Consider the following 17,429-nt stretch of genomic DNA (forward strand, 5'->3'; position numbering starts at 1 on the left):
CCGCTCACTTGCGATGCAGCAGCTCGACCACCTGCGGCTCGACCGCGCCGATGTCCTGCTCGAACTTGAGGATCACGTTCAGGGTGTCGCGAACGACCTCCGGCGCCAGACTGTCGGCGTGCAGCAGGACCAGCGCGCGGGCCCAGTCCACCGTCTCGGAAATCGAGGGCGACTTGCGCAGGTCCAGCGTGCGCAGCGTCTGGACGAAGGCCACCAACTCGCGGGTCAGCTTGGCCTCGATGCCCGGCACGCGGGTGGCGACGATCTTCTCCTCCAACGCCGCCTCGGGCAGGGGGATATGCAGGTGCAGGCACCGGCGCTTCAGGGCGTCGCCCAGGTCGCGGACGTTGTTCGAGGTCAGGAACACCAGCGGCGGGGTCTTGGCCTTCAGCACGCCCAGCTCGGGCACCGAGACCTGGTAGGCCGACAGCACTTCCAGCAGGAAAGCTTCGAACGCCTCGTCCGACTTGTCGACCTCGTCGATCAGCAGCACGCAGCCGTCGTCCTCGCGCAACGCCTTCATCAGCGGGCGCGGCTCGAGGAAGGGTTCGGAGAAGAACAGGTCGCCCATGCCGTGCAGGCGGTCCATGGCGGCGTCCATGTCCGGCGCGTCGGCCAGGGTCTCGCCCATCCGGTCCTTGAGGATCTGGGTGTAGAGCAGCTGCTTGCCGTACTTCCACTCGTACAGCGCCTTGGACTCGTCGAGGCCCTCGTAGCACTGCATCCGGATCAGCGGCAGGCCGAGCAGAGCGGCGGTGGACAGCGCCAGCTCGGTCTTGCCGACGCCGGCCGAGCCCTCGACCAGGATCGGCTTCTCCAGCTTCACCGCCATGTAGAGCGCGGTCGCGATGCGGCGCGAGGCGATGTAGCCGACCGAACCCAGGCCCTCGATCAGGGCGTCGACGGAGGCCAGCGGGTCGGCGGCGTTGGCCGCGGCCGCCGGGTTGGAAATGGTCAAAGCAACGGTCTTTCGAAATGAAACGATGAAAGCCCGATTGTGCCGCGCCGCCGCCGGTCAGGCAAACGCCCGTTTGACGCGGCGGCTTAAGGCGCCGCGTCCAGCGCCTTCCAGGTCTTGGGACCCACGATCCCGTCGGGAACCGCGCCGACCGACCGCTGGAACTCGCGCACCGCCGCCTCGGTGCGCGGTCCGAAGACGCCGTCGGCGCTGAGCTTGAGCTTCTTCTGGAGCACCACCACCGGATCGCCCTTCGCGCCGCGCCGCAGCGTCGGCCGCTTCTTGTTGTCGACCGCCGGAATCAGCGGGGTGACGGGCCCGCCACCGCCCAGCAGGGCCTTCACGCCGGTCCGGAAGACGTCCATGTCGAACAGGGGATCGGGCTTGCGCCCCTTGGGCAGGGCATATTCCTTGTGGCCGCAGCACATGCTCTCGTTCGCGCCGATCTTGCGCAGGATCGCCGCCACGCCGCGGCGGTAGGCGTCCATCTGGACGTCCGGCCAAGGGTCGCTGGTCAGGCCGGTGTTCTCGGCCTCGATGCCGATGAAGCTGCTGTTGCCTGTGCTGACCCCGCCCCACAGCCCCGCACCGGCGTGCTGAGCCCGGCCGGCGGCGACGATGTAGTAGGCGCCGTCGCGACCGAGGCCCAACTGGGCGAGCGGACCCCGCAGGCCGGGTCGGCCGTTGGTGATCACGCCCAGGCTCGGCATGTTGCCCTTCGCTCCGCCGCCGGTGTGGTGGCAGATGACCCCCTTGATGGGGCCGACGTCGCCGACGCCGCGATCCAGCCAGCCCGGCTGTTCGGCGACCTTCAGGCCCGCGGCTTCCAGCACGTCGGGCAGCCAGGTCAGGGAATAGGACATGGCCGGTTCTCCTTAGACGTTGGCTACGCCGCCGCGGGCGGCGGGGAGTTCTTCGTCGGGCGTGTCGTCCGCGCCGTCGTGGCGGTCGACGCAGCTGTCCTCGTCCTCGCTGGGTTCGGAGGGCGTGGGGGCGGCTGCCGCCACGCGGGCCGCCGCTGCTGTCGTCGCTGCTGTCGCCGCGGCAGCTGCGGCAGAGGGCTTGGCGGGCTTGAGTGTCGCGATGGCGCTGTCCGCCAGCAGGTCCGGCACCAGCCGTTCGAGGAAGCCGGCGGTGAATGCGACCACCGCGACCATGGCCCAGGAATAGGCCGCGCCGCCCGCGGGGTCGTGCACCACGGTCTTGCCGCCGAAGGAGGGGGTGGCGACCACGCCCGACTGGAGGAGGAAGATCAGCACGGTCGCCGCAATGACGCCGATGACCACGCGCAGCACCGCGTCCGCCGAGTTGTCCCCGGCCCGCAGGTCGGGCAGCACGGTTCGGTTGCGGATGCCCGTCGCGACGGAGAAGAAGGCCCCGAATGCCCCGGCGGCCGCGGCGAGCCAGAGCGGATAGGTCGTCGGCTTGAACGCGAAGACCGCCCGCGCGTACCAGTCGGACGTGAGGACGATGATCGGGATCACCGCCACCGCCAGCGCGGCTGAAGCCACCATCAGATACTGGAACCGCGCCCGCGACACGCGCATGTCGTAGACATCCGCCTTGATGGCCTCGAGCAGGGCCATCGCCCCCTCCGGCTGGCCTTCGAGCGCCATGACCAGGGCGTCTGCGCCGCGCCGATCGAGTGCGGTCGCCTTTGCCCGGTCCCGCAGGTTGCTGCTGCTGCGCCAGCCATCGATCAGGCCGTTGATCTCGCCCCGCAGCGGGCCGAGGCAGGCCAGCGCCGTCCGCTGCTCGGCCTCCTTCGCCGGCGCGTCGGCGAAGTGGATCATTAGCCGGTCCTTGGTGCGATAGACTGTATAGTTGGGCGGCCGCGAGGCGTAGACCGCCTCTACGGTCGCGCCCGCGGAGTCCGTCGCGCCCAGCTTGATGTCGGCGACCAGCATCACAGAGCCCTCCCCCGGCAATCTGGTGTAACGCTGATCTATAAAAGCTTAGGTTGCAACCTTGTTCTGCATTTGTCTTCGCGATCCGTCTTCCAGACGGCGTAGCGTTCCGGCAGGCAGCGGGCGCAGGGACGGTAGCCGGCGGCGATGGCGTCGGCCTCGTCGGCGAAGAACACGCGATGGCGGACGTAGTGGCCGGCCGCGATCCAGCGCAGCGCGCTCGGGCAGTCCAGCCGACCGTATCCCTTCAGTCGGCGGTGACCGCCGAACGCCCCTGGGGTAGCGCTTTCATAGAGCCGCCCATCAGGACCGATCAGCTGGAACATGCCCGATCATCGCGCCGCGGCGACCGGGCTGCTCGCGGAAATCAGACGTCGAAGGTGACGCCCTGGGCCAGCGGCAAGGTCTTGCCGTAGTTCAGGGTGTTGGTGGCTCGGCGCATGTAGGCCTTCCAGGAATCGGAGCCGGCCTCGCGACCGCCGCCGGTTTCCTTCTCGCCGCCGAACGCGCCGCCGATCTCCGCGCCCGAGGGGCCGATGTTGACGTTGGCGATGCCGCAGTCCGAACCCTTGGCCGAGATGAACAGCTCGGCTTCGCGCATGTCATTGGTGAAGATCGACGACGACAGGCCCTGGGGCACGTCGTTCTGCAGGGCGATCGCCTCGTCCAGGTCGCGGTACTTCATGACGTAGAGGATCGGCGCGAAGGTCTCGCGCTTCACGACGTCCGCCTGGCTCGCCATCTCGACCAGGGCCGGCCGCGCGTAGAAGGCCTCGCCCATCTCGACGCGCTCGCCGCCGGTGACCTTGCCGCCGGCCGCCTTGGCGTCGGCCAGGGCCTTCTGCATCAGGTCGAAGCCTTGCTGGTCGATCAGCGGGCCGACCAGCGTGCCGGCCTCACGGGGATCGCCCACCTTCACCGAGCCGTAGGCCGCCTTCAGTCGCGGCAGGAAGGCGTCGTACTGGCTCTCGTGCACGAACAGGCGGCGGAGCGTGGTGCAGCGCTGGCCGGCGGTGCCCATGGCGGCGAAGGCCACGCCGCGGATGGCCAGGTCGAGGTCGGCGGTCGGCGCGATGATGGCGGCGTTGTTGCCGCCCAGCTCCAGCAGGGCGCGGGCGAAGCGCTGAGCCAGCTTGGGACCGACGGCGCGGCCCATGGCCGTGGAGCCGGTGGCGCTGACCAGCGGGACCTTCGGATGGTCGACCAGGGCTTCGCCCACGTCGCGGCCGCCGATGACCACCGACGACAGCCCGGCCGGAACCTCACCGAACTTGGCGCAGGCGCGCTCGAACAGCGCCTGGACGGCCAGGGCGGTCAGCGGGGTCTTTTCCGACGGCTTCCAAACGCAGGCGTCGCCGCAGACGAAGGCCAGGGCCGAGTTCCACGACCAGACGGCCACGGGGAAGTTGAACGCCGAGATGATGCCCACCACGCCCAGCGGATGCCAGGTCTCCATCATCCGGTGGTCCGGCCGCTCGGTGGCGAGGGTCAGGCCGAAGAGCTGGCGCGACAGGCCCACGGCGTAGTCGCAGATGTCGATCATCTCCTGGACCTCGCCCAGGGACTCCGACGTCACCTTGCCGGCTTCCAGGGTCACCAGGGCGCCCAGGTCGGCCTCGGCCGAGCGCAGTTCTTCGCCGAACAGCCGGACCAGCTCGCCGCGCCGCGGGGCGGGCACATTGCGCCAGGCCAGGAAGGCGCCGTGGGCGGCCTCGATGGCGCCGTCGACCTCGGCCTTCGAGGCGTCGTGCACCTGGGCCATCACCTCGCCGGTCACCGGCGAGCGGACGGGGCGGTCGCCGCCGGTCCAGAGGGCTTCGGCGACCCCGAGGCGGCCCAGAACGGCGGCGGCTTCCGCCGAGGCGGACGTGATCTTGGATTGCACGGTCATGGTCTACTCGGCAGCGGCGCGGAGGGGGAGGACGTCGTCCTGCGCGTAATAGCGCCCGAAGCGGTTCGCGAGGAAGGCATGCAGCGGGATATCCTCCTGCCGGATGAAGCCCTTGGCCGGCAGCGAACCGTCGGTCAGCATGTCCAGCACCGCGCAGATCGCGCCGGCGGTGGTGATCTGGATGGCGCTCTTCACCTCGCCGCCGATCTCCTGGGAGAAGACCTTATTGACGTAGGTCTCCTGCATCAGGTGGCCCTTCTTCATCCCCGAGACGGTGACGAAGACGATGACCACGTCCTGCATGGTGGCCGGGACCGAGTTCTCCAGGATGTCCTTGAGCACGTCGCGGCGGTTGCGCAGGTTCAGGTCGTTCAGCAGTGCCTTCATGATCGCCGCGTGGCCCGGATAGCGGATGGTCTTGTAGTTTAGGTTCCGCACCTGGCCGTCCAGCGTGTGGCACAGGGTGCCCAGGCCGCCGGAGGTGTTGAAGGCTTCGTAGGTGACGCCGTCCAGGGCGAACTCCTCGCACTCCTCCAGCGCCGGGGTCTCGCGCAGCTTGCCGTTGGTGATCGCCTCGCAGGGCTCGCAGTACTCGTTGATCACCCCGTCGGTGGACCAGGTGAGGTTGTAGTTCAGTGCGTTCGACGGATAGCGGGGCAGGGCGCCCACGCGCAGCCGCACATCGTGCAACTGGTCGAAGTGCTTGATCAGGTCCCAGGCGGCGATGGTGATGAAGCCCGGCGCCAGGCCGCACTGCGGGATGAAGGCGGTCTCGGAATCCTTGGCCAGCTCGCGGACGATCCGGCTGGCGGCGACGTCCTCGGTGAGGTCCAGGTAGTGCGCGCCGGCGGCCTTGGCGGCGCGGGCGACGGCGGTGGTCAGGTGATACGGCGCGCAGTTCACGACGGCAAAGCAGCCCGCCAGCTTCGCGGTGAGGGCGCCGGACTCGTCGATGGCCATGGCGGCGGTGGCCACGTGGGCGCGGCCCGCGAACTCGGCCAGGGCCTCGGCCGACTGGTCGATCAGGACGGCCTCGTAGGCCCCCGACCCCACCAACAGATCCACCACGGTGGACCCGATCTTGCCCGCTCCGACGACAGCAACCTTGCGCATCTGATGTCTCCTCCGACGTGCGGCCAGAATCTCGCGCGGCCAGGCCACATTCAATTGGCGTCCCGGCGATATGCGGGTCTATTGTGGGCGAAACGCCGAGATGATTGATCGGAACGCCGATGGACGACCTGGACGAGCATCTCCTCGCAAAGCTGCGCGACAACGCGCGCGCTCCCGTGGCCGAATTGGCTCGGGCGCTGGGGCTCTCGCGCACCACGGTGCAGAGCCGCCTGGCGAGGCTGGAGCGCTCGGGGATCATCGCCGGCTATGCCGTGAAGCTGGCCGGGGCCTACGAGGCCGGCCGGGTGCAGGCCTTCATCATGCTGACGGTCGAGCCCAAGCAGGCGGCGGCGGTCACGGCGGCCCTCAAGCGCATGCCCGGCGTGCGACGGCTGCAGTCGGTCAGCGGGCCGTTCGACATGATCGCGACCGTCGAGGCCTCGGGCGTCGCCGAAATGGACGCGGTCATCGACGAGATCGGCGCCGTGAAGGGCGTCGAGCGAACGAACACCTCGCTCGTCCTCTCCACGAAATTCGACCGCTGATGCGTGTCCTGGCCGTCCACGCTCACCCCGACGATGTCGAGATCTTGATGGGCGGAACCCTGGCTCTGCTCGCGGGCGCGGGTCACGCCGTCCGCATCGTCACCGCCACGGCGGGCGAGGGCGGCTCGGCGGAGTTCGATCCCGAGCAGACCGGTCGCATCCGCCAGGCGGAGGCCGCCGCGTCGGCGGCGCTGATCGGGGCGGAGTACCGCTGCCTGGGCCTGCCAGACCTGGGCGTGTTCAACGACGACCCCTCGCGGCGCGCGGTGACCGAGCTGGTGCGCGAGGCGCGGCCCGACGTGGTGATCACCGGCTCGCCGGCCGACTACCATCCCGACCACGAGGCGATCAGCGTGCTGGTCCGCGACGCCTGTTTCGCCGCCCCGGTGGCGAACTACCGCACCGGCCGCTCGGCGGCGCTGGGCGGCATCCCGGCCCTCTACTTCACCGACGCCATCGGCGGCCGCGACCGTCAGGGCCAGCGTATCCCGCGAGACTTCGGCGTGGCGGTGGCGGCGACCTTCGCGACCAAGCGCGCCATGCTCGCCAAACACCAAAGCCAGGCGGCCTGGGTGCTGAAGCAGCACGGCATCACTGACCTGGGCGCCGACATGGAGGCCTGGACCCGGCGCGTCGGCCGCGACTTCGGCGTCGAACTCGCGGAGGGCTTCCGCCAGTATCGCCAGCCGCCCTATCCGAAGGCTGCGGTCCTACAGGAGCTCGTCGGCGACGCGCTGCTGGCCAACCCCTGATCTGGCGGCGTCGTAGCGTTCCCACATCGGCGCGCATTCGATCACCTGCCGCGCCTCCATCGCCCGGTCGATGGCCATGACCGTCAGGCCGGCCTCCATGGACTCGTAGGGCGTGACCGGGAACGCCGCCCGGCCTTCCAGCGCCGCCAGCAGGTCCAGCGCCATCGCTTGGTCCGCGCCATTGTGGGCGTCGGCGGTGACGTTGCCGTACTCCAGCTTCTCGGGCTTGCCGCGGAACAGCGCGCGGCGAACCATCAGCTTGTTGCGTACCAGATCAGCGATCAGCGTCCCTTCGGTCCCCGCCAGGTACCAGCGCCGTTCGGTCAGGGCCGTGTGGCTGTTGGCGTGGAAGCTCAGGCGCACGTCATTGGCGTACTCCACCATCGCCACCTGGTGATCCGTGACGTCCATGTCCGACTGGAAGGCGTCGTTGGCCCCAGCCCAGCCGGCGTCACGCAACGCATAGGCGGCCGAGCCGTCCTCCCATAGCCGCGGCTTGTCGGCGCGCGCCGGCGTGAAGATGCGTCGGCCGCCGAAGCTGGCCACGCGTTCCGGCCGCGCGCCCACCAGACGGCCGAAAACGTCGAAGTCATGCACCACCTTGTCGAGGAAGTACGAGCCGCCCCACGCCTGCTTCCGCCGCCAGTTGCGGGCTAGGTATCCGCCGTGCTCGGGCGGCAGATGCTCGGTTGCGTCGATAGAGACGAGCTCGCCCAGCTCCTCCCCGTCGATCCGCTTGATCACCTCGCGCACGATCGGCAGCGACCGCATCACCAGGCCCACATAGACCGGCGGAGCGCCCTGGTCGGCCAGTCGCCGCGCCAGCGCCTCGGTCTCGTCCTCGGTTCGCACGATCGGCTTCTCGGCGAAGATCGGCACGCCCTGGTCCAGGGCGAAGGCCAGGTGCTCGAAGTGCAGGTGGTTGGGCGCCCCCAGCATCAGCAGATCGAAAGGACCGGCCTTCATCAGTTCGGCTGGCGTCGCGAAGGCGCGACCCATGCGGACGCCGGCGGCTTCCAGGATCGGCGCGCCCACCGGAGCGGGGTCCACATGCCCGACCAGGTCCAGGTTCCAACCCACCTCCTGCATGGCGGCGAGCACGTGGGCGATGCGCTGGCCAAGGCCGATAACGCCGATGCGATATGTGGTCATGTGGGGAGGATGCCTCGACCCACACTGCTCGTCATCTACGGCCGTGAAGGGGCGCCCTTTCCCGACCGGGCTAGGGCGCTACGCGCGCCGCGCCTTCACGATCCGAGCCGATTGTGGACGTCGGTCGCCGCGATCGCTCCCTCGCCCTGCGCGGTGGAAATCTGGTTGAGGCCGCGAACCACGTCTCCGGCGGCATAGAGGCCCGGCACGGATGTCTCCTGGTGGTCGTTTACGACCAGGCGTCCGCCGGCATCCAGTTTCGCGCCGGCCTGGACCGCCAGCCGTGTGCGCGGCGTGACTCCCAGCGCGGAGTACACCACGTCGAAGGTCCTGGGTTCGCCCGCCTCGAAGTCGAAGGCGGTGATCCGGCGCCCGCGGATCCGTACGCGCCGCAGCGCGCTCTCGATGATCTCGACCCCAGCGTCCCCGAGGGCGCGCGCGGTCGCCGAGGGTAGAGGTCCGGATCCCACGTGGATGAAGGCGACGTGGTCGGAATAGGTCCGCAGGAACACCGCCTCCCGCGCGCAATGATCGTCGAGGCCGATCACGCCCACCCGTTGGCCGATGACCTCGTAGCCGTCGCAGATCGGGCAGATGCGCACGAGCCCGCGGGCCACGCCGTCCTCCAACCCGGGGATCGGCGGCGCGTTGTCTTGGACCCCCGTCGCCAGGATCACGCGGCGCGCCACGAGCGGGCCCGCCTCGCCCTCGAGCCTGAACTCGTCGCCGTGCGCGGAGAGGGTCTCAACGCGACCGGTGACGATGCGGGCGCCGTAGCGTTCCGCCTGCCGGCGCATCCGGTCGAGCAGCACGGGCCCGCGCACGCCCTCCGGAAAGCCGGGGTGATTGTGGCTGCGCGGGATCCACGCGGCCCGGCTCTCGCCGGATTCCACGACGAGGACGTTGCGCCGGAACCGCGCAAGGTAGATCGCCGCCGTCAGCCCTGCGGGGCCGCCCCCGACCACCACGCAATCCGGTCGCTGCACCTTCACCATAGGTATCGGAATTTGCTGCCTTTACTGGACCTCAATGAACAAGGTTCAAGACTAAGCGCTGATATAGGTTCCACGTCGATGAAATCCCTTTCCCGGCGGTTCCTGATCAGCGTCGGCATCATGTCGCTGATCGTGACCATCCTCGGCGCTTTGGGCGCGTTCGTGGTGTTCCAGCGCGAGCTGTCGAACCGCCAGATCCTATTCCTCGCCGACTATGTGCGGGAGCGGTCCAGCAACGTCGAGCGCCGCTTCTCGAACCTTACCGCCCTGCATCGGGCCGCCGGCGAGGAGCTGGAGCGGCGCATGGACCGCCTCCCCTCCGCCGAGGTCGATCGGCTGGCCGACGTCTATTTCCCGCTGCGCGCCGACGGCACCCGCCGCAGCCGCGACGCCTACTTCGACGGGACGATGCGGGACGGGGACTACATCTACGGCATGGGCGCGCTCATCGGCCGCGCCGAGGCGATGACCCCCCGGGAGAAGAAGGCGATGGTCGCCGCCTTCGAGCTGGTGGCGAACTTCGGACAAGCCGCCCGCAAGGATTACGACAACTTCTATTTCTTCTCGCCGCCGCAGACGCGGCTGGTGCTGTTCGGCCCCGATCGGCCGGACAGGCTGATGTTCTACCGCCACGACGCGCCGGCCGACCTGGACATCTCCAAGGAGGAGATGGCCAATCTGACGACGCCGCAGGCCGACCCCCAGCGGTTGACCCGCTGCACGAACCTGCAGCGGCTGATCCAGGACAAGGTGGGTGAGCGCCTGGCTACGGCCTGCCTCACCCCAGCCTACGTGGACGGTCGCTACGTCGGCTCGTTCGGCTCGTCGATCGAGCTCTCGGGCTTCCTGGCCAACGCGGTGAAGACCTCGCTGCCCGGCGCCTCTTCGCTGCTGGTGACCGGCAAGGGCGAGCTGATCGCCTATCCGGGCTACACCATGCCGGGCAAGGCCGCCGAGAAGACCGTGGCGGAATACGAGCGCCGCCTGGGCCTGAAGCAGATGGTCGCCTCCATCGCGAAGACCGGCCAGGGCAGCGGCGTCATCGACAGTCCCGACGGCCAGCAGATCGTCGCCTTCGGGCGGCTGGCGGGGCCCGACTGGTATCTGATGCTGACCTATCCCAAGGCCCAGGTCGCGGCCTCGGCGGCGCTGTCGGCGTCGTGGGTGCTGGTGCTGGGCGCGATCGCCACGGCGCTGCAGACGGCCCTGGTGGTCTTCCTCGCGCGCCGCACCATCACCTGGCCGCTGCAGCGGCTCGCGGAGTCCTGCGAAGCGAACGACGACCATCGTCCGGACGTGGCCGCCGAGGAGCGCAGGATGGACGAGATCGGCGTCCTGGCTCGCTCGTTGCGCGCCGAGCGCGAGAAGGCCGAGGCCGCGATGACCTCGCTGGAGGACCGCGTGCAGGAGCGCACGGCCCAGCTCGAGCGCGCCAACGCCGAGAAGAGCCGCTTCCTGGCCAACATGAGCCACGAACTCCGCACGCCGCTCAACGGCGTGATCGCCGTCTCCGAAACCCTGTCGCGCCAGCAGGACACGCCCAAAGGCAAGGAGCTGGCCGAGCTGATCGTCTCCTCCGGCCGCCTGCTGGAGCGGGTGCTTACCGACATCCTCGACTTCTCGAAGATCGAGGCCGGCGAGATCAAGCTGGCGCGCGACGAGTTCGCCATGACCACCCTGGTCGGCCGGATCGCCGAGCTGCACCGCGCCTCGGCGGAGGCCAAGGGCCTGGACTTCCGCTGGTCGGTCTCGCCCGAGGCCGACCGCCGCTTCGCCGGCGACACCGTGCGGCTGACCCAGGTGCTGTCGAACCTGCTGTCCAACGCCGTGAAGTTCACGGAAGCCGGCGAGGTTCGGCTGGAGGTCGACGCCGCCGGTGGCGTGGTGGGCTTCACCGTGGCCGACACCGGGATCGGCTTCGACGACGAGGTGCGCGAACGCCTGTTCCGCCGCTTCGAACAGGCCGACGCGTCGATCCGCCGCCGCTTTGGCGGCACGGGCCTGGGGCTGGCGATCAGCCGCTCCCTGGTGGAGCTGATGGACGGCTCGATCGACGTCGCGTCGGAGCTGGGCCGCGGCTCGACCTTCTCAGCCCAGGTTCCGCTGGAGCGCGTGGAGGGGGAGGCGGAGGAGGTCGCCGAGGATCCGTTCGAGGCCTTCGACATCTCGGGAGCCCGCGTCCTGCTGGCCGAGGACCACCCTACCAACCAGAAGGTCGTTCAGCTCGTGCTGGACTCTGTCGGCATAGACCCGGTCATCGTCGAGAACGGCCGCCTGGCGCTGGAGGCGCTGCACGCTGCGCGCTTCGACGTGGTGCTGATGGACATGCAGATGCCAGAGCTGGACGGCCTGTCGGCCACGATCCAGCTCCGCGTCTGGGAACAGGAGCAGGGCCTGCCGCGCACGCCCGTGATCATGCTGACCGCCAATGCCCTGGACGAGCACGTGAAGGCCAGCCTGGACGCCGGCGCCGACCAGCACCTCTCCAAGCCGATCCGCGCCGATGCTCTGATCGAGGCCATCATCCACGCCATGGCCGAGAGCGAAGCGCGCGCCGACGAGGCGGCGGCTTAGTTCAGCCAGACCGGGTTCCCCAGCAGCCAGAGCTTGCCGTCCGGACCGCGCACGTCGACCCGCAGCCAGCCCTTGCGGCCACCAGCCAGGTCGAAGCTGCGCGTGTCGTCGTCGCCCAAGGGCTTGTCGTCGGCCAGCCCGGCCGAGGCGGGACCTGCGAACGCCAGCTTGCCGCCGGCCGCCTTGGCCACCCGCACCGACAGTCTCCCGCCTTCGGTCTTCACCTCCAGCAGCCGGTCGTGCGTGCCCGCCACGTCGACGAACACCCGCCCCGCTCGGATGCCGGCCAGGATGGCGTCCTGGCTGAGGTTGTCGGCGTAGACCACGGTGGTCGGCGTGCCGACGCCGCGCGCGGGCGGCAGGCCGGCGTCGTGATTGTCGGAGCCGCCGATCGCGGTGATCCGGTGGCCCGCGTTGAGTTGCGCCTCCCAGTAGGCGACGCCGGACAGCGGACCTTCGGCGTTCACGCCGTTGATAGCCTCGATCACGGGGATGCGGGCGAAGTCGGTCTTGGCGGTCCAGCCGCAGCCCATGCACGCCTCGCCCGACGGCAGCGCCGGGTGATTGAGTGAGATCAGGCCCTTGGCAGCCTCGACCCGGTCGATGATGCTGTTGAGGTCGGGCGCGCGCGGCCCGCCGAGCTGGAAGTCCAGCGGGGCGGTGACGCCGAAGACGTTGGCGTGGCCGTAGAATGTGGTGATCTCGCGGCCCGGGATCAGCAGCAGGTCGTCGTAATAGGGCTGCAGCTCGGCCAGGTCCTGGAAGTGGGCCGGCGTGTTGTGGTCGGTCACCGCCACGAAATCCAGGCCGCGCGCCGTGGCCGCCTCCAGCGTGCGGAACAGCGGGCAGGGGATGCGCTTGCCGGTGCGCGAACTGCACGAGCCGTCCGAATGCTGGGTGTGCATGTGCAGGTCGCCGCGGTACCAGCCGGGGCCCGACTTCAGCGGCGCGTCCGCGAAGCCGTGGAACACCGGGTCGCGGCTCAGCGTGATCCTGGCGGTGTAGTCGGCGCGGCCGTCCTTGCGCAGGTTGGGCACGCCCAGGATCAGCTTCCATTCCCCGGCCGGCAGCGGGCCGGGCAGGTAGGACGGCGTCGCCCAGGTGTCGGTGATCGTGAACTTCGCCTTGTTGCCGCCGCTCCAGCCGCGGAACCGCTGTGGATCGCGGATCCCCAGGTCGATGACCGACTTCTGCTCCTTGCCGGTGTACGCGAAGTCGACCGTCACCGAGGTGGTCCCGGCCGGAACCTTGAACGGAACCTCGCGGTAGGTCTGGTGGTCAGCGCCCGTCATGGCGCCGGTCAGCGTCAGGGTCTCGGCGGCGGCGGGCGTGACGCACAGCATCGCGGCGAGGACCGCCCCTGCGAGCCCCCAGGTCCTGCGGAGAAGGGTAGCGTCCGAAGGGTGACGGATGTGGGGTCGCATCGCGTTCTCGCCTTGCAGGTTCGTACACATGAAAAGGGGTGAGGCGCCGATACGGCCCCTCACCCGACATCTTCGCAAGCCCGCTCTCCCTCTTCCCCCTCCGGGGGAGGCGCCCGCATGGGCCGGAGGGGGACCAGCACCCGAGGCACTGGCGGGGGAGGCGCGGTTTAAGAGATCACCAGCGGTAAAGCACCGCGGCCTTGAAGGTCCGGCCCAGCTCGGGACGGGCCAGGTAGTAGCGCGAGCCCGCCTCGCCCGAGATGAACTGGCCGGCGCGGGGGTTGCCCTCGGTCAGGCCGATCTCGTTGGTGAGGTTGGTGGCGTAGCCGTAGACCGTCACCTGGTCGGTCACATTGTACCGGACCTGGGCGTTCAGCAGGTAGTAGTCCGGGATCGTCAGGGTGTTGGCGAGGTCGGAGAACCGCTTGCCGAAGTACTGCAGGTCGACCTCGGCGCGGAACTTGCCGTCCAGCAGGTTGATCCCGGGCGTCACACGCAGGCTGACCTTGGGGGTCCGCGTGATGGTGTTGTCGGTGAAGTCGCGCGGCCGCAGGCAGTTGCCGCCCGGCACATTCGTGTCGCTCGGCAAGGGGCAGGTCCCCGTCGCGCCGCCCACCTTGGCCACCGACTCGTTGAAGATGAACTTGCCCAGGTGCGGATCCTGGAGGGTGGCGCTGAAGCTGGTGTCGAACCAGTCGGTCGGCCGCACCGTGCCTTCCAGTTCGAAGCCGTAGGTTTCGGTCGACGCGAACTCGGTCCGGCTGACCAAGCTATTGGTCGCCGGGTCGAACCGGGTCTCGCCGAAGCCCTGGCTGTCGAACTTGGTCAGGAAGCCGGTCAGGTAGAGCGCGACGCCGGGCCGCGACAGCTTCAGACCGGCCTCGTACAGGTCGCTGGTGGACGAGCGAGGGTCGGTCCGGGTCGGGTTGGTGATGAAGTCGCCCAGGGACGGCAGGCGGAAGCCCTTGGTGTAGCGGGCGTAGGCGCCGAAGTCCGGCATGAACTGGTAGTTCACGGCCACCGTGGCGCCCCAGTCGTCGAACTTGCGGTCCAGCGGATCGAAGATGCCGTTGCCGCTGATGGCCTGGTCGTCGGCGAAGCTGGTCGTCTGGTTCAGGTTGATCGTGGCGCTGCGTTCGTTGCGGCCGGTGAGCTTGATGCGCTCCCAGCGGGCGCCGAAGTCGACGCGCAGCTTGTCGGTGATCGACCATTCATCGGCAGCGTAGAGCGCCCAGGTGTTGGACTTGCCTTCGGCGTTGTTGAACTGGCTGCCGTATCGGGAGAAGCCGTTCTCGGTGAAGTCGGCCACCACCGCGCCCGACGCGTTCAGGCCCTGCAGGTTCAGCAGCCGGGCCTGCTCGCGAACGTCGAGCAGCACCTGGGAGCCGACCTGGAAGAAGCTTTCCTTCGCGCGGGCGAAGTAGATGCCGAACGCCACGTCATGGCTCTGGCCGCCCATCTCGAACCGGCGCTGGAAGCGCAGGTCGTTTATGATCTCGTCCAGGCTGATGTCCTGGGTCCGCATGGCGGCGTCCATCACCAGGCCAGTGCCGTTCTGGTTGGCCACGTCGAAGGCGCCGCCGCCGTTGACGTAGGTCAGCCGGCCCGAGACCACGCCCAGCGCGGCGCCGCGCGCCACGTCGCGGTTGATGCGCGTGGTGGCCGCTTCGGGCGTGTTGGGGAACAGCGCCGAGCGGGTCAGGTCGCTGGTGCGATAGCGGAAGCCTTCCTTGATCTGCCACCCCGCGAGGTCCAGCGTGCCCTGGGCCGTGTACTGGGTCAGCTTCAGGTCGGAACCCTTGCCCTGGTCGAACGCGTAGGGGCCGCGGTTCGTGCGGAACGTCAGGCGCTCGGTCTCCGGGCCGGCCATGGTCCCATAGTTGGCGTCGAAGCCCGGGATCTCGGCCGTGTCGCCCTTCGAATCGAAGGTCAGCGGCACCGGCAGGTAGAAGATCGTGTTGTCGTCGATGTGCTTGACGTTGAAGTCGATCGAGCCGTTCTCGAAGTCGCGGCCGACCTGGAAGCGGATCTGGCCGCCCTTGTTGGCGTCGAAGCCGGGGTCGCGGACCCCGTCGTCCTGGCGGTAGTAGCCGCCCAGGCCGAGGCGGAAGCCGTTGACCGTGCCGCCCACCCAGGCGTCGCCGCGCCAATAGCCCCAATCGCCGATCTCGGCCTTGGCGATGCCTTCGAAGGGCTGCGTCGCCTTGCGGGTGATGAAGTTGATGGTGCCGCCCGGCGCGTAGGACGCGAAGATCGAGGAGGGCCCGCCGCGCACCACTTCCACGCGGTTGATGGTCTCGTCCATGCGGAACGAGAAGTCGGTGTTCAGGAAGCCCAGGCCGCCGTCATGCTGCACGGGCAGGCCGTCTTCCTGCAGGGCGATGGCCGCGAAGCCCTCGATCGGGATGCCGCGCGCCCTGATGTTGGCGCCGCCGACGCCGCCCGAGGCTTCGACCCAGAGGCCCGGGACGTTCTTCAGCACCTCCGCCACGCTCGGCGGGGACTGCATGCGGATCTTCTCTTCGTTGACGACCGTGATGGCGTAGGACGCCTCGATCTTCTTTTGCGCTTCGGAGCCGGCGCGACCGGTGACGACCAGTTCCTCGACGGTGCTGGCGTCTTCGGCGTCGGCCGCGAAGGCGGGGAGGGCGCAGGCGAGCGCGGACGCCGCTGCCGCGGCGAAGAGGATGGACTTCATCGAGAACCCCCTGGGTGCATATCGAAAGGAGCCCCCTTAGACTCCTATGTTATCGATTACATGACATGCTGATGGAATATGCAATCCATTGTGTGGATGGAATAGAAATATCCATCCGTCGTGGTTTTGGCGCCAGCCGCTCAAAATCGGATAGGAATCGCTAGCCTTTTCCGGAGCGGTTTCGCCGCCCGAGGGACGCGCGGAAACGCAGAACGCGGCCGCCGATGGCGACCGCGTCCCGGGTGTTCGTCGATGTGACCCGTCGGGGCTACGGGGCCTCGTTCGAGAAAACGATCGTGCCCGAGGCGGCGAACATGCCGCCAACGCCGTGGCTGACGCTGATCTTCGCGCCGGGCACCTGGGCCGCGGCGGTCCCGCGCATCTGCCGCACGCTCTCCTGCAGGGCATACATGCCGTACATCCCGGAGTGCATGTAGGAGAGCCCGCCGCCGTTGGTGTTCAGCGGCAGCTTCCCGCCCGGCGCCGTATTTCGCTCCCGGATGAAGCCCGCCGCTTCGCCCGGCTTCACGAAGCCCAGATCCTCCAGCCCGTAGAGCGGCAGGTGGGCGAAGGCGTCGTAGATCATCAGGTGGTCGACGTCGGCGTGGGTGATGCCGGCCGTCTCGAACGCCTTCTTCCCCGAGACCTTGAAGGCGGTCGAAGAGGTGAAGTCGTACATCTGCGACACCATCGGCGTCTCGACGCTCTCGCCCGCGCCCAGGATGTAGACCGGCTTCTGCGGGAAGTCTTTCGCCCGCTCGGCCGAGGTCAGGATCAGCGCGCCGCCGCCGTCGGTGACCAGGCAGCACATCAGCTTCGTGAAGGGCCAGGCGATCATGTCGGCGTTCATGACGTCGTCGACGGTGATCGGGTCCCTGTAGCTGGCGCGCGGGTTCTTGGCCGCCCATTCGCGCTGGATCGTCGCCACCGGCGCCATGTCCTCGGGCGTGAGGCCATAGGTCTTCAGGTAGCGAAGCACCGGCACGGTGAACATCGTCGGCGGGCCGACCGGGCCGTAGGGCATCTCGAACTGGCCCATGAGGCTGGAGGGCGAACGGCCGAAGCCGGCGGCGCCGACGCGCGAGCGGCCGCTTTCGCCGTGGGTGATCAGGATGGTGGTCGCCAGCCCGGCATTGATCGCCGCCGCCGCATGGCGGACGTGCAGCATGAACGAGCATCCGCCCACCGACGTCCCGTCGGCGTAGGTCGGCTTGATCCCAAGGTAATGGGCGAGCTCGACCGGGCTGATCCCGGCGGTCGCCACCCCGTCGATGTCGGAAGGCTTGAGGCCGGCGTCGGCCATCGCGTTCAGCGCGGCGTCTGCGTGCAGGCCGATCACCGAGACGTCCGGGATCTTGCCCATCTTCGTGGTCTCGGCGGCGCCGACCACGGCCACGGATTTCTGCATCCAGCTCATGGC

General features: G+C 69.0%; 14 protein-coding genes. 3 read left to right on the plus strand and 11 right to left on the minus strand.

Going from position 1 to position 17,429, the window contains the following annotated elements; genetic code table 11:
- Positions 1–4: 4 nt before the first annotated feature.
- From ACODSY_RS04510 to ACODSY_RS04535, 6 genes are all read right to left on the minus strand, one after another.
- The gene (locus tag ACODSY_RS04510) at positions 5–958 is read right to left on the minus strand and encodes an AAA family ATPase (RefSeq protein WP_488950460.1); all 954 of its coding nucleotides are present in this window, start codon (positions 956–958) and stop codon (positions 5–7) included.
- 86 nt (positions 959–1,044) lie between these two features.
- Positions 1,045–1,821, minus strand: a complete 777-nt coding sequence (locus ACODSY_RS04515; protein ID WP_488950461.1) for a peptidoglycan recognition protein family protein — start codon at positions 1,819–1,821, stop codon at positions 1,045–1,047.
- Positions 1,822–1,833: 12 nt separating this feature from the next.
- Complete coding sequence (locus ACODSY_RS04520) at positions 1,834–2,865, minus strand: hypothetical protein (RefSeq protein ID WP_488950462.1); 1,032 nt, start codon at positions 2,863–2,865, stop codon at positions 1,834–1,836.
- A 38-nt stretch (positions 2,866–2,903) separates the two neighbouring features.
- Complete coding sequence (locus tag ACODSY_RS04525) at positions 2,904–3,191, minus strand: Ada metal-binding domain-containing protein (RefSeq protein ID WP_488950463.1); 288 nt, start codon at positions 3,189–3,191, stop codon at positions 2,904–2,906.
- Positions 3,192–3,232: 41 nt separating this feature from the next.
- Positions 3,233–4,756 (minus strand): L-piperidine-6-carboxylate dehydrogenase, encoded by a 1,524-nt coding sequence (amaB, locus tag ACODSY_RS04530; protein ID WP_488950464.1) that lies wholly within the window; start codon positions 4,754–4,756, stop codon positions 3,233–3,235.
- A gap of 3 nt (positions 4,757–4,759) precedes the next feature.
- Positions 4,760–5,869 carry a saccharopine dehydrogenase family protein gene (locus ACODSY_RS04535; RefSeq protein ID WP_488950465.1) on the minus strand — a complete coding sequence of 370 codons (1,110 nt, stop codon included), beginning with the start codon at positions 5,867–5,869 and terminating at the stop codon, positions 4,760–4,762.
- Between the two features lie 119 nt (positions 5,870–5,988).
- Between ACODSY_RS04535 and ACODSY_RS04540 the strand changes: the two genes are divergently transcribed.
- Both ACODSY_RS04540 and ACODSY_RS04545 read left to right on the plus strand, forming a co-directional pair.
- Positions 5,989–6,414, plus strand: a complete 426-nt coding sequence (locus ACODSY_RS04540) for an Lrp/AsnC family transcriptional regulator (protein ID WP_488950466.1) — start codon at positions 5,989–5,991, stop codon at positions 6,412–6,414.
- Positions 6,414–7,166, plus strand: coding sequence for a PIG-L deacetylase family protein (locus tag ACODSY_RS04545; RefSeq protein WP_488950467.1), 753 nt, complete (start codon positions 6,414–6,416; stop codon positions 7,164–7,166). Before ACODSY_RS04540 ends, ACODSY_RS04545 begins: the two co-directional genes overlap by 1 nt.
- Here the strand turns inward: ACODSY_RS04545 and ACODSY_RS04550 are convergent.
- The gene (locus ACODSY_RS04550) at positions 7,125–8,318 is read right to left on the minus strand and encodes a Gfo/Idh/MocA family protein (RefSeq protein ID WP_488950468.1); all 1,194 of its coding nucleotides are present in this window, start codon (positions 8,316–8,318) and stop codon (positions 7,125–7,127) included. The two genes, ACODSY_RS04545 and ACODSY_RS04550, sit on opposite strands and share 42 nt — an antisense overlap.
- A 95-nt stretch (positions 8,319–8,413) precedes the next feature.
- Positions 8,414–9,313, minus strand: a complete 900-nt coding sequence (locus ACODSY_RS04555; RefSeq protein ID WP_488950469.1) for an NAD(P)/FAD-dependent oxidoreductase — start codon at positions 9,311–9,313, stop codon at positions 8,414–8,416.
- Positions 9,314–9,391: 78 nt separating this feature from the next.
- Here ACODSY_RS04555 and ACODSY_RS04560 point away from each other — a divergent pair, with 78 nt between their 5' ends.
- The gene (locus tag ACODSY_RS04560; RefSeq protein ID WP_488950470.1) at positions 9,392–11,887 is read left to right on the plus strand and encodes an ATP-binding protein; all 2,496 of its coding nucleotides are present in this window, start codon (positions 9,392–9,394) and stop codon (positions 11,885–11,887) included.
- On the opposite strand, the gene ACODSY_RS04565 is transcribed toward ACODSY_RS04560, so the two are convergent.
- From ACODSY_RS04565 to ACODSY_RS04575, 3 genes are all read right to left on the minus strand, one after another.
- Positions 11,884–13,311 (minus strand): CehA/McbA family metallohydrolase, encoded by a 1,428-nt coding sequence (locus ACODSY_RS04565; RefSeq protein WP_488950471.1) that lies wholly within the window; start codon positions 13,309–13,311, stop codon positions 11,884–11,886. The two genes, ACODSY_RS04560 and ACODSY_RS04565, sit on opposite strands and share 4 nt — an antisense overlap.
- A 175-nt stretch (positions 13,312–13,486) precedes the next feature.
- On the minus strand, positions 13,487–16,009 hold the full coding sequence (locus ACODSY_RS04570; protein WP_488950472.1) for a TonB-dependent receptor: 2,523 nt from the start codon (positions 16,007–16,009) through the stop codon (positions 13,487–13,489).
- 268 nt (positions 16,010–16,277) lie between these two features.
- Positions 16,278–17,426: a thiolase C-terminal domain-containing protein gene (locus ACODSY_RS04575; protein WP_488950473.1), complete on the minus strand. Its 1,149-nt coding sequence runs from the start codon at positions 17,424–17,426 to the stop codon at positions 16,278–16,280.
- Positions 17,427–17,429 lie beyond the last annotated feature (3 nt).

It is taken from the genome of Phenylobacterium sp. FG114, assembly GCF_057809855.1.